The sequence below is a fragment of the Alicyclobacillus acidiphilus NBRC 100859 genome (assembly GCF_001544355.1).
Lineage (GTDB): Bacteria > Bacillota > Bacilli > Alicyclobacillales > Alicyclobacillaceae > Alicyclobacillus > Alicyclobacillus acidiphilus.
In genome coordinates this window covers 1-12,562 of record NZ_BCQI01000003.1, presented here as the reverse complement: position 1 = coordinate 12,562, position 12,562 = coordinate 1, and the positions used below count along the sequence as shown (strand labels likewise).

Genomic DNA, 12,562 nt, shown 5'->3' with positions numbered 1-12,562 from the left:
CTGAAGTGCCTCACAAGGAGGAGCCCGGTTGTCACTTTTTCGAAAACTCGTGATCCTGTTTGGCGTGGTCATGCTTGTCGTACTGTCGACCACACTCGCCATCGTGTATTCCGAAAGCCGACGCACCATCATCGCCCTGTCCGGAGAGAAAGCGGTTTCAATTATTCAAACCATTGACTCTGCACTTCTCAGTAATGTACCAGACTATCAATTTGAAAACGTGCTGCTCCATTTGAAAAAGCAGGATCCGAACATCATCTCGTTCGACATCTATAAGTTGAATGATTCGCTGTACGATATCGCGTCGACCAATCCGCAGCGGATCGGCACGCAGGCAAGCCCGTCCAGCGTTGTCGCGCTCGGCAGCAAGCGACCCATCACGAACCTCCAGGGCAACGTGATGCAGATTACTGTGCCCATTACCGGGTATGCCGGTGGAATCTACGACGCGAACGTGAAGTTTTCGATCGCGGACGATCTGCGATCGAACCGCAATTTGCTGATACAAGTGCTGCTTATCGGAATTTCGGCAATCATTCTCGCGATCCTGTCGGCATGGCTGTTTACCAGAGAGTTTTTATCCAAGCCCGTTCTCGCGATTGTTGCAGCGGTAAACGATGTCGCGACCGGCAATCTTCATGTGGACCTTTCGCAATTCAAACGTCGACGCGACGAAATTGGCCATCTGTCGCGAAGCTTTGATTTAATGGCGACGACCTTGCGACAGTTGATGCGGCGAATGGCCGAAACGGCGCACGAATTGAGCAAGGATTTCGAGCAACTCGTCAAACACGGAGATTACACCGCCACCGGCGCGCTGCACGTCTCAGACGTCATCAATCACGTGGCAAAATCGATCACTGAACAAGAAGCGCAGCTGCTCAGCCTCAAGTCGCAAATCGATTGGACGACGGGCGGCGACAAGGTCGTTCGCAGTACGCGACGTTCGCAAGTGGCCTTGATGGAAGACGTAGGCACATGGCTGACGACCGTCGACGCCGTGATCGAACGCACGCGTGAGATGGCGGATCACCTGCAGGCGATCACATCGACGGCCAACGGCCAACTCGGCGCGATCCAGGAAGTGAACAGGACAGCGGCGCGACTCAGTCAAATGGCAAGCGAACTTCGCGAGCAGATTGCCACATTCGAAACGACGTAAACGGAGGGGAGGATCCCGAGATGAAGAAACGGTGGTTTTGGGCTGGCGGATCCGTCGTGATCGTCGGGCTTGCGACGATTGTCGTCGCCAACGGGCCAGAGGCAGGCATCACCTGGGCCGCGACGCATCGCGCCAAGACGACCGCGAAGGCCGCGAACAACGAAGTGCAGATCTTCAGTTGGTGGACGGCCGGCGGCGAAGCGAGTGGTCTGAACGCGCTCATCAAGACGTTCCGCAAGCTGTATCCGTCCGAGAAAATCGACAATGAAGCAGTCAAGGGCGGCGGCGGATCGAACGCAAAGGCGGTGCTCGCCAGCCGAATGCAGGCTGGCAACCCGCCTGAGACATTTCAGGTTCACGCTGGCCAGGAGCTGATGTTCTGGGTCAACGCTGGCAAAATGCAGCCGCTCGACGCCTTGTATAAGCAGTTGAACCTGTACTCTGTGATCCCGAAGCAGATCATCTCGGGACTGTCGAAGGACGGGCATGTCTATGCCGTCCCAGCCGACGTCGGTCGCGGCAACGTGTTGTGGTACAACCCTGCGGTGCTGGCCAAGAATCATCTGTCGCCGCCAAAGACGATGATGCAGTTTTTGGCCGAACTCGCCGTCCTCAAGTCGAACGGCGTCACGCCCATCGCGTACGGCGACAAAGATCAGCTTGGTTCCGTCATGCTCTGGGAGAATGTCATGCTGTCCGTACTGGGGCCGCACAAATACACTCAACTGTGGAAGGGCCAGATCCCGTTTTCCAGCCCACAAGTGAAGGCGGCTGCCAACACGTTCCTGCAAATCCTGAACTACACCAACGCAAACCATTCCAGTCTGTCTTGGGATCAGGCCGATCAAATGGTCGCCAACGGACAAGCCGCGTTCAACTTGATGGGGGATTGGGCGAAGGCCTACTTCCTTTCGAGGGGACTCGTGGAAGGAAAGCAATTTGGCTGGACCGTCTTCCCAGGGACACAGGGTGATTTCGAGTACGTGATCGACTCGTTTGGCCTGCCAAAAGGCGCAAAAAATCCGACTGGCGCGAAGGATTTTCTCAAGTTGGTGGCATCGAAGCAAGGACAGGATGAATTTAATCTTTGGAAAGGTTCCATCCCTGCCCGCACCGATGCCAACATGAACCTATTCGACAGCTACAGCAAACAAGCGATGTCCGATTTCCGGCACGACGTGCTCGTGCCAAGCGTCGCCAATGGCGAGGCAGTCAACCCTGCCTTCGAAATGGCCGTTACGCAAGCCGTGACCATGCTCATCAACACGAAGGACGTCAACCAGTTCGTTCACGCGCTGAAATCGGCAGAAGACGAAAACCCACTGTCGTAACACGACGTTTTCCGTCGACTTCTGTCGGTAGAAAAACATTGAAATCTGTCGTATGTCCGCTATAATCTACTACGAGTCACACAAAGTTGCGAAAAAGGCAAAGTCGTCGAAAGGCGATGACGCAAAACTATCGGGGCTAAGTCAGACACGATCTGATATGCTTGCCAGTTGCCGTAGTGCCCTCACGCGATTTTGTGACAAAGATCGAGGGTGTGTGATAGGTATGTGGATATCTGTTGGTGTGTTGTGTGGATTTTTATTCGGTATGTTCGGAACGGCGCTCATGGTCGCGGCAGGCAACGGCGATCGAGCGGTTATGTACCACCGCGACGCAGCATCCGTCACGGATGAAGTTCCGGGTGAAGTTTCGCATTAAAGGTTTCGCGTGACGAGAGATACGACGAAATATGAGACATGATCTGTTAACAGGCATCGCCTTCACTTCGGGCGATGTCTTTTATATATGTGCGGAGGGGTCTGGGGAGGCGGCGGGCCGGGAGGCGGCGGGCTGGGAGGCGGAGGGCTGGGCGAGAATAAGCGGTCGAGGGACGCTTAAGTGTGTCGAATCGTATGATTTGGCGCGAATAAGCGGCTCACAGACGCTTAAGTGGCCGAGTCCACGCCGTTTTGGAGGCAACGGAGGCAAATAAGCGTCTCCGAGACGCTTATTTACTTTCCATCTGGCCCTTTCTCGGAAATAAGCGTCTGAGGGACGCTTATTTTCCTTATCGCCTTCGCACGCCTTCGCACGCCTTCGCACGCCTTCGCCGCACACTTTCCGGCGCCGCGGGCCCACCCGCCACCCTGCCCGGCGGGCCCGCGCCAACCGTCACGCATCCTTATACATGCGCGAGTCAATCGCAGGAGGAGTCCCGCCATGGCCGACAAGAGACCTTTCGCCTCGCTCATCCCACCGATCTTTCAGGACCGGGTGCCACAATTGTATGGGCCACTTGGTGCCGAATGGTTGACACATCTGCCAGATAGGCTGGAGACCATCGCGAAGCGATTGGATGTCCGGTTGCTGAGACCGCTGCCGAACCTATCGTGGAATCTGCTGTTGGAAGCCATCACGGGCGGCGGACTCCCGGCCATCGTCAAAGTCGGCCCGCGCGGGGACGAGCTTGCGCGAGAAGCGCGTGTGCTGCGGACGTGGGCGGATCGGGGCGCGGTTTGCGTCATCGACGTTGCGCCGGAAGAAGGTGCGCTTCTCCTCCAACGCGCGGATCCAGGAACATCGCTGCTCGACGAGCAGTCGGACGATGCAGCGATCACGGCGTTTTGCCAGGTCTTTTCGCGATTGCATCGGGGACGCGTCACGTCGCCCCAGGATTCACCATGGCGCGGAGCGATATGGTGGCGCTGACGTCCAAGGTCCGCTGCGGTCGGATTGGATCGAGATGGCCGAAGCGAAACTGGCCCATCTCCTCCGTACGACCACCTGTCAAACCCTGTTGCACGGCGACTTGCACCATGAGAACATATTGAGGCAAGGGTTGGACGATTGGGTCGTGATCGATCCGAAAGGCATCCTCGGCGATCCGCATTTCGACACCATCCAGTTCCTCCTCAACGACACCGAGCGCGATGGAGACGCGGATGTCGTTTTGGCGAGGCGCGTTGGCGAAATGGCGAAGCGCCTCCATCTTGACCCTGCCAGGATTGGGTGGTGGGGCGTCGTTCGCGGCGCGCTCGAAGCGTGCTGGGCGCTGAACGGCGGCGGCGGGGATGGGGGTGCTGGGGACGGGATCGCCATCAGTGAACGGTTCGCCCGCATGCTGCGCGACAGCAGATTGCGGTGAGTGAAATTCATCGACAGGCAAGGTGGGTTCCGAGATGAGCGTGTTTGATCAATCGATTCGCCAATTTCTCGCCGACGCGGCTTCGAGCGCGCCAACGCCAGGCGGCGGCAGCGTCGCGGCGCTGGCGGCGGCCCTGGGTGCGGCAATGAGTGCCATGGTGGCGAACGTGTCAAAGCGGCGGGCGCCGGATGACACGGTCCAGACTTTGGACGATCTCGTCGCCCGCATGAACGAGGCGATCACGTCGTTCGAGCGCATCCTGAACGCTGACTCGGTCGCGTTCGACACATACATGAACGCCTTGCGGCTGCCCAAGCAAACTGCGGCGGAAAAGGCTGCCCGCACCGCCGCCTTGCAGGCAGCCATGGCATCCGCGACAGAAGTCCCGATCGAACTGGCCCAGGCCTGCCTCGACGCATTGAAGGCCAGCCGCGGCTCGTTGCCCTTGGCGACGCCGTTTATCCTGTCCGATCTCGGCCTCGCCGTCCTCCTCCTCGAGACCGCCGGTCAGAGCGCGCTACTCACCGCCGCCGGCAATCTCGCATCGCTGACGGACGAGTCGATCCGCGTCCAAGTTCGGGAGCGAATCGACAGCTTGGCGCAATCGCTCGCTTCAACGAAGGCCGAGATGATGAACGCCCTACGGGCAAGAATGGAGTTGTGACGGCCATGGCGGAACTGACCCAGCGGCAGCAGGCCGTCATCGACACGCTTAAGAAGCGTACGACGCCCGTATCCGGCCAAGCACTCGCCGAGAAGCTCGGCGTGACGCGGCAAGTCATCGTACACGATATCGCCGTTCTGCGCGCCGCCGGCATCGAGATCCTGTCGACGCCAAAAGGCTATCTGCTGCTCGGCAACTCGGCAACTCACCTGAAGCGCACATTGCTGGCCGTCTGCCATCGGCCAGAAGATACCGAAACGGAACTGAATACCTTCGTCGACTGCGGCGTGCGCGTGCTCGACGTCCGTGTTGAACACAGCGTGTACGGCGAATTGATTGGGAATCTGTACCTGAGCTCAAGGCGGGACGTAGCTCACTTCATGCGGAAAATCGAAGGAGAAGGCGCCCCTTTGCTGTCGACCTTGACCGGCGGCCTTCATTACCACCAAGTGGAATACGCCGCCGACGACATGCTCCAGGAAGCCATCGCCAAACTTCAGGGGGCCGGGATTCAGGTGTTGTGAGTCCGCCCGGCCGCTGATTCGCGGCCTTTGCAGGTGGGATCGTGGCGAGTCCCCTGCAGGCGAGTCCCCGCGTTCACCCGTTTGGCGCGTTACGCCAGTTCGCTTACCAATTGCTCGACGAACGCCGCGTGCTTCCGGATGGCTGGTTCGGTGAAGTCGAAGTCGACGCCGGTGGCGCGGTAGATGTCCGCAATCGACATGTTCGAGTCACTCGCGGCACCCTGGCGGAAAAGACGCGTGGCGTTCGCCGGATCGTCCCGGTACAGCTCAAGCAGTTGGATGGCGCCCAGCTCGGACAGCGAATACTCGATATTGTAGAACGGCAGGCCCACGATGTGGTGCGACTCGATCCAGGAGTTGGCGAGATCGGCTTCGAGGCCTGTGATATCGGTTGCATGGTGCGTGAAGCGACGGCACATCTCGAGGAACTTGGCGTCGCGCTCCTCGACCGTGTGATTCGGGTGCGTGTACAGCCAGTGCTGGAACACATCGCCGCTCATTGGGCCAATGAGCATGCGGAACGCCCGGTTCAACTCCGCCGCCTTCGCGTTGTCAAACGCTTCGTCGGACGTGTAGAACGTCCGCAGCTTGTCGAGGTTGAGCAGTTCCATGCCGTGCGAGTACAACTCGGCGACTTCCATGCGCATCGTGTATTCGCTGAATCGCTGCCCGCTCTCAAACTGGTGGTAGAAGTTGACCGCGTGCCCCATCTCGTGAATCAGCGCAATCACGGCGAAGAACGACGGACTGAAATTCGCGAACACGAAGACCTCTTTCGATCGCGGCAAGGGCATGCAAAAACCACCCGGCGCTTTGCCTTCGCGGACGTCGAGATCGAGCAGGCCGTTGCTGCGCATATGATCGAACGTCGCCCGAAATGCCGGATCGGTTTCGCCGAGCATCTTGGCGACGCCGTCCATCAACTCCGTCACGTTTTCGAACGGCGCGCCGGGCAGCAAGCAGTTGGTCGCGTCCCACGGACGATACGTCGCGACACCAAGTTTCGCTTGGAAGACCTGCGCCAGTCGATCCGCCGCCGGCACCGCATGCTTTTCAATTGCGTCGTGGTAAGCGAGAATTTGCTCCAACGTGAACTCGCGGTTCTTCGCGGCGAACACGTAATCGCGGTAATTCTCGAATCCAGCGTTGGTCGCGATTTGGTGGCGAACGCGCACGAGTTCGTTCATCATCTCGTCAACCTGCGGCTTGATCTCACGCCTTACAGCCGCCAGTGCCTGCCACGCTTTTTCCCGCGTCGCCCGATCCGGGCTGTCCAACTGCGCCTGAACGTACGGATGCGGCTTTTTCTCGCCGTTCCACGCCACCGTCAATCCGCCCATCAGCTCCTGATACCGAGCGACAATCTCCTGCTCGCGCACGATGAGCGGAATGTTCTCCTGGCGAAACAACTTCACTTTCGTTTGACGCACTCGGCGCATCAGGCCGTATTTCCCATCATCCAACCGCGGCGTGAACGGACAATCGCAAAACTTCTTGTCCAATTCGCCCTGATATTGTAGAAGGATGGGTTGGACCACCGTTTGATCGTGCATGTACAGCTCTCGCGCCTCTTCGTTGCGCGTGTCCTGGTGAAATGCGATGGCGTGACGGCTCGTCACCTCCATGATATCCTCGGCAAGCGTTTGCTCGTCGTCAAGCCACGTCTCGAGTTCCCCTACCGACGAAATCTCCCGATCCCGCAAGGCCCGCAGTTCCGCCTCAAGGCCCGCTGTATCTTTTAAGTCGATCCCGACATTGCTTTCGAGCGCATTGAACACAGTCCCATCCCTTTCCTCAACCTGTTGGCTTATTTTCATGATACCATGTCCGTTTGCCGTTCATGCCCCATCCTCACCGCGTGAGCCTCACAGTGCCGGCTCGATCACGCCCTCGACCCCGACGAGGCCCAGAACGGTAAGAAAAACGTGCTGCACGCCTGCAAACGCGTTCTTCGGCTCGAAGTACTCGTCCAGCGTATGAATCCCGCCAAAGTCGCCGCCGCCATGCAGCGTCAGAGCTGGAACGCCCAGGTGAATCGGCACATTGGCGTCGGTGGAACTCGGCCCGAGCAGCACCGGCTCTTTCCCCATCGCGATCGCCGCAGCCGCAGCAACCCGGACAATCGCAGCGTCCTCCGGCTGCGATCCCGACGGCCGATTGCCCATCAACACCTTCTCGACCCGAATGGCGTCGCTGCCCCAGCGTCGATTTTCACGTTCCACGGCTTCGTCGATCAACTTCAGCACCTTCGCTTCCAAGGCGTCGAGCGCCGCTTCGGAAGTCGATCTCATATCCACCATCATCTCCGCCTCGGCCGCAATCGTATTCACCGACGTCCCGCCGCGCACTTCACCGACGGTGAACGTCGTCTTCGGCTCGTCGGGCACCTCGATGTCGCCGATCGCCGCGATTGCCCGGCCCATCGCATGGATGGCGCTCGGCTTGCCAAAGTCGCCATAGCTGTGCCCGCCCGGTCCCCGAAACGTGACCCGATAGCGTCGGCTGCCCGTCGCCAAATACGTGATGGCGCCGGCATCGCCAGGCTCAATCGAGATGAACGCGTCGATTTTCGGACCATTGCGAAAGAGCGCTTTGACGCCGCGGAGATCGCCCAGCCCCTCTTCGCCAACCGTCGCGCCGAACATCACATCGCCGCGCGTCGCAATCCCAGCAGCCTCGAATCCGCGCAGGATCGCCAGCACCGCGGCCAAGCCGCGCCCATCGTCGGCGATGCCCGGCGCGAAGTACTTGCCGTCGCGATCGCGCACAACCGTATCGGTCCCCTCCGGAAACACCGTGTCCAAGTGCGCGCACACGAACACAGTCGGACCGCCGCCCACTCCCTTCCGAACGCCATGGACGTTGCCCTCCGCATCCACGTGCACATCCTTCAGCCCCAGCGCCAGCAGCCGATCCCGATAGGCCTCCCCACGCACCTTCTCCTGAAACGGAGGCGCCGGAATCTGCGTCAGCTCAATCTGCTCCCGCAAGGTACGTTCGTCGTCCGCTTCGATCACCGCCATCGCCCGCCTCACCCGCTCGTCCCGCAGCATCTTCTCGAACGCCGCGGCGGTGAATGCGGTGAATGCGGTGGATGCGGGATGGTAGGACGGATGGGACGGATAGGAGCCTTGATTATGTAAACCTTTCGACATCAACTTTTCCTCCTACATGTACATCTCTCGCAGACCGAATCTACGGTGAGTCTCTGGCACAATGATACGGAAGCCTGCGAGAAACGACAATGGGAGGATGGGCGCCGCGGGGCGGGCGAGCAGCGGGGTGGCAGTGGTCTCGCCCGGGCCGGGCCGGACCGGGCTGGACCGGACCGCCGAATAAGCCGCCCTCAGACGCTTATTCGTGTCGAATTTTCTAAATCAAGCGAAATAAGCCGCCCTCGGCGGCTTATTCGTTCAAAATCGGCCCAATCGGATGCGAACGGAGCACCATAAGCGGTTCCCGGCTGCTTATTTGCTTCCAATCCGCCGGATCGACAGATTTAAGCCGCCCTCGGCCGCCTATTTCGCCCGGTTCACGTTAAGCATAGCGAAGCAACGCACGGAACACGGTGATGCCGAGCGAAGGGGCGAGGCGAAGGGCGAGGCGGACCGAATAAGCGGCCCATAGCCGCTTATTCATGTCGAATTTTCTAAATCAAGCGAAATAAGCCGCCCTCGGCGGCTTATTCGTTCAAAATCGGCCCAATCGGATGCGAACGGAGCACCATAAACAGTTCCCGGCTGCTTATTTGCTTCCAATCCGCCGGATCGACAGATTTAAGCCGCCCTCGGCCCCTTATTTCGCCCATCCACCATCCACCATCCACCATCCGTCCGACTCCCTGCCACCCTACACTCGTGCCGCGCCAGCGCGAGTTTTTCTCAAGTAGCCCGCGAACAACACAAACGCGATAGCCAGGAAGACAACCGGCACACCGCCCATCAGCAGCCGGAAGCCAACGATGGCTGTGTCTGGTTGGATGGCACGCTTGGCGTCGTAGCCGCTCAGCTGAAAGAAAATCGCCATCAGGGCGTATTGCAGCGACAGGCCGAGGCGGACGATGAAACCGTTCATGCCAAGGTACATCCCTTCGCGCCGGCGGCGCGTGCGAGTTGCGTCCCTGTCGATCACTTCGGCCAGCAAGACATTCAGCAGCACCATGAAACCAGCAACTGGCACGCCGAGCGCGAAGCCGGTGATGAGGAGCGGAAGGGCGGAGTGATCGAAAAGAAAAGCCAGTGTGACAATCACGTAGAGTACGATGGCCACGAGAATCATGCGGGAGGGCGTGAAGCAGATGGCGAGTCGCGCCCACACGAACGACAGCGGCATGGCGACAATGAAGATGCCGCCGAGAAAGAGGGAATTTTCCATCGCGCCGACGGGTACGACATACTGCGTGTAGTAGGCTGCAACACTGGTGGACAGGGTCGTGGTGAACTGGACGAGGAAACTGCCTGCGACGTAGAGCAGGAAAGCGCGGTTTGTGAACGTGGCCTTCACAGCCTCGCGGAGGCGAAACGGCGGTTCGCCATGCGACGGGTTCTCGAAACTGCCGTAAAGGGAGACGTACAGGCTGACAACCGCGATGAGCCCAAAAATCAGTCCCATCGCGTGCCAGCCCAAGGTCTGACCGAGCGACTTGGCCAGCGCGACACCGATAATCATGCCGACGATGCCCCCGACCTGCTGCAGGGCGGATACGTACGCCCGATCGCGATCCCGCGGGTACATCTCCGGAAACAGCGCGCCCGTATTGAGGGCTGTGAAGGTAAAGAAGAGATCGAAGAGAAAAGTCAGGACGAAAAAGTAGACAAGCAGGCCGGTGTGGCCGATCGCGGGCGGCGCAAACAGGAAGTAGAACGAGAGGCCGAACGGCAGCGAACACACAGCAATGTATGGGATGCGGCGGCCCCAGCGGGTCCGGGTGCGATCGCTGACATGTCCCGCAAGCAAGTTGAAGAACGCGTTCACGATGCCATACACAATCATTCCCGCCGAAATCGCCACCCCTGGCACCTTCAACTCGGTCACGTAAAAGTAGACCGCCACCGTATTGAACGCCTGCCACAGCAGATTGACGCCAATTTGATTCGCCGCATACGCCATGCGCTTCCCCGTCGGAACGCGCATGCCCTCGCCAGTCGATGCCTCCGACATCCCGCCGCCCGATTCCATCCGCCCATCCTCCATTCGTATCAACTATTCGCATCAACTATAGAGTGCCATTGGAAAGAAATGCAGTTGCCGCGCCGCCAGAACCTTGAACGCTTCGGCGAACCTCTGAGGCGGCGCCGGATCGGAATGCGTCGGCTCGGGTTGCGCGGAATCAGGCTTCGCCGCTTCGATCTCGACACCGGTTCCAGCCGCGGCCCCGTCCGCGTTGGATTGGCCGATCCCGCCCGCCGCGTACGCCTGTGCCGCCTGGTAGGCGAAAAACTGCTGCAGCAGCGGCCACTCCTCGTTGTCGAACTGACTCTTGTGCGCGAGAATCGCCGCCATCTTCGTCTGCCAATGTGAAGTCACATCGATGAACACGTTCGGGTAGCTCGACGCATAAAACGCGACTTGCGGAATGCGACATGGCGATCCCGCTTCCGGAAACGAGATATTGCCCGCGTTGAGAACAGCCGCAGCGACAGCCCGCCCCGTCTTCACGTGATCCGGATGCGCCTCGTACGGCATCCACGGATCCACGGTCATCACGAGTTCTGGCTGCTCGCTTCGCAGCACCTTTACAAGCGCTTTCATGACATCGAATTCAGAATAATCGCCGCCGTCTGCAAAGCCGAGATCGATCTGCTTCGACACGCTCAGAAGCCGCCCCGCCTCGTCTCGCTCACGCCTGCGAATCGCCGCCAACTCGAGCGGATTCACCGCCGGATTTGCCGATCCGTATCGACCATCCGTCACCGTCACGAACACGATCCTGCAGCCCGCCGCAGCAAGCAGAGCCAACGTGCCGCCCGCGCCCACTTCATTGTCGTCCGGATGCGGCTGTACACAGACGACCGACTTGACATCCCGCACATCCTGAACCCCAAGTATCGCCGCGATGTCCATCGACTGCACCAACTCCTTCTACCGCCTATGATAACACGAAGCGAATCGCCGATTCGGCGTATATCGAAAGATAGAGAGGCTCCGCCGCGAACATGCATCCAAAGGGAGATTCTCAATCCACCGCACACCTTTATGATGAGACGTGTAGTTGTTCCACACTAAAGGAGGCGTCAGTTTTGACCACAGCAACCTGGATTGAGATGATTGTTCTTTTTGTCGTGCTCGCAGGGATGTCATACGGCAAGAGAAAGTTTGGTATATCTCGCTTTATCATCCCAATCGTCGTCCTGGCGTATTTCGCACACGAATATATCAAAGACATTCCGACCAACGGAAACAATATCGTCGTGTTAGTTCTCTTCATCGTGATCGGGGCCGTCTTAGGAGGCATTTTGTCAGCACTCACAAAAATATCCAAAGACGACGGTGCGGTGTACCTGAAAACGGGGATAGGAAGTGTGATTGTATTCGCGATCGCGTTCCTCATCCGCATCATTCCAATTGAATGGATGACTCACCATGAGTTGCAGACAATGCATTTTGCGATAAAGCACCAGATCAGCATACCGAACATCATCGGTCCAGCATTCATCTTCTTGACGGCCGTCATGGTCCTGGTGCGAATTGTGACCATTGTGGTGCGAGTTCGACTGTTGCCACGAGAATAACCCAGCTGCGCTGGGTACCGGGTGCGCTGGGTGCGAGCTTGGCGCCTTAGCGGTACTTTTGTCCCTTACGGCACCCGAGCCGGCCGACCGACGACGCCACACCGTCCCCATAGCGGTACTTTTGTCCCTTACAACACCCAAACCGGCCGATCGACGACGCCACACCGTCCCCATAGCAGTACTTTTGTCCCTTACGGCACCCGAGTCGGCCGGTCGTCGTCACCACTTCGTTCCCATAGCGGTACTTTTGTCCCTTACGACACCCGAGCCGGCCGACCGACGACGCCACTTCGTCCCCATAGCGGTACTTTTGTCCCTTACGACACCCGAGTCGGCCGGTCGTCGGCA

14 protein-coding genes and 1 riboswitch are annotated in these 12,562 nt (G+C 59.0%); of the genes, 8 read left to right on the top strand and 6 right to left on the bottom strand.

Annotated features, from left to right (window positions below; genetic code table 11):
- Positions 1 to 28: 28 nt before the first annotated feature.
- The 7 genes from AAC01S_RS01895 (at position 29) to AAC01S_RS01870 (ending at position 5,483) form a co-directional block, all read left to right on the top strand.
- Complete coding sequence (locus tag AAC01S_RS01895; protein WP_067617927.1) at positions 29 to 1,162, top strand: HAMP domain-containing protein; 1,134 nt, start codon at positions 29 to 31, stop codon at positions 1,160 to 1,162.
- Positions 1,163 to 1,182: 20 nt separating this feature from the next.
- Positions 1,183 to 2,493 (top strand): ABC transporter substrate-binding protein, encoded by a 1,311-nt coding sequence (locus tag AAC01S_RS01890; protein WP_067617924.1) that lies wholly within the window; start codon positions 1,183 to 1,185, stop codon positions 2,491 to 2,493.
- A gap of 86 nt (positions 2,494 to 2,579) precedes the next feature.
- Positions 2,580 to 2,669: riboswitch (cyclic di-GMP riboswitch) on the top strand.
- A 47-nt stretch (positions 2,670 to 2,716) separates the two neighbouring features.
- Positions 2,717 to 2,869: a hypothetical protein gene (locus tag AAC01S_RS19145; protein WP_157071005.1), complete on the top strand. Its 153-nt coding sequence runs from the start codon at positions 2,717 to 2,719 to the stop codon at positions 2,867 to 2,869.
- A 501-nt stretch (positions 2,870 to 3,370) separates the two neighbouring features.
- Entirely contained in the window at positions 3,371 to 3,859 is a 489-nt protein-coding gene (locus AAC01S_RS20030) for an aminoglycoside phosphotransferase family protein (protein ID WP_067617921.1), read from the top strand.
- On the top strand, positions 3,756 to 4,295 hold the full coding sequence (locus tag AAC01S_RS20025) for an aminoglycoside phosphotransferase family protein (protein ID WP_083511430.1): 540 nt from the start codon (positions 3,756 to 3,758) through the stop codon (positions 4,293 to 4,295). The genes AAC01S_RS20030 and AAC01S_RS20025 overlap by 104 nt, the downstream gene beginning before the upstream one ends.
- A 34-nt stretch (positions 4,296 to 4,329) precedes the next feature.
- Positions 4,330 to 4,959 (top strand): cyclodeaminase/cyclohydrolase family protein, encoded by a 630-nt coding sequence (locus tag AAC01S_RS01875; RefSeq protein WP_067617915.1) that lies wholly within the window; start codon positions 4,330 to 4,332, stop codon positions 4,957 to 4,959.
- Positions 4,960 to 4,964: 5 nt separating this feature from the next.
- Positions 4,965 to 5,483, top strand: coding sequence for a transcription repressor NadR (locus tag AAC01S_RS01870; protein WP_067617912.1), 519 nt, complete (start codon positions 4,965 to 4,967; stop codon positions 5,481 to 5,483).
- A gap of 89 nt (positions 5,484 to 5,572) precedes the next feature.
- Here AAC01S_RS01870 and AAC01S_RS01865 read toward each other — a convergent pair whose 3' ends face one another.
- The 5 genes from AAC01S_RS01865 to AAC01S_RS01850 form a co-directional block, all read right to left on the bottom strand.
- Positions 5,573 to 7,300, bottom strand: coding sequence for a M3 family oligoendopeptidase (locus tag AAC01S_RS01865; RefSeq protein WP_083511429.1), 1,728 nt, complete (start codon positions 7,298 to 7,300; stop codon positions 5,573 to 5,575).
- Between the two features lie 48 nt (positions 7,301 to 7,348).
- Positions 7,349 to 8,638: a M20/M25/M40 family metallo-hydrolase gene (locus AAC01S_RS01860; RefSeq protein ID WP_083511428.1), complete on the bottom strand. Its 1,290-nt coding sequence runs from the start codon at positions 8,636 to 8,638 to the stop codon at positions 7,349 to 7,351.
- 527 nt (positions 8,639 to 9,165) lie between these two features.
- A complete protein-coding gene (locus tag AAC01S_RS19140; RefSeq protein ID WP_157071004.1) occupies positions 9,166 to 9,312 on the bottom strand; it encodes a hypothetical protein in 147 nt (48 codons plus the stop codon).
- Between the two features lie 20 nt (positions 9,313 to 9,332).
- Positions 9,333 to 10,661: an MFS transporter gene (locus AAC01S_RS01855; RefSeq protein ID WP_245630021.1), complete on the bottom strand. Its 1,329-nt coding sequence runs from the start codon at positions 10,659 to 10,661 to the stop codon at positions 9,333 to 9,335.
- 33 nt (positions 10,662 to 10,694) lie between these two features.
- Entirely contained in the window at positions 10,695 to 11,555 is an 861-nt protein-coding gene (locus tag AAC01S_RS01850) for a PIG-L deacetylase family protein (protein WP_245630036.1), read from the bottom strand.
- A 167-nt stretch (positions 11,556 to 11,722) separates the two neighbouring features.
- Here AAC01S_RS01850 and AAC01S_RS01845 point away from each other — a divergent pair, with 167 nt between their 5' ends.
- Complete coding sequence (locus AAC01S_RS01845; protein ID WP_067617905.1) at positions 11,723 to 12,214, top strand: hypothetical protein; 492 nt, start codon at positions 11,723 to 11,725, stop codon at positions 12,212 to 12,214.
- A gap of 46 nt (positions 12,215 to 12,260) precedes the next feature.
- Here AAC01S_RS01845 and AAC01S_RS19515 read toward each other — a convergent pair.
- Positions 12,261 to 12,562 (bottom strand): hypothetical protein (locus AAC01S_RS19515; RefSeq protein ID WP_169793991.1); only part of this gene is annotated, 302 nt, incomplete at its 5' end.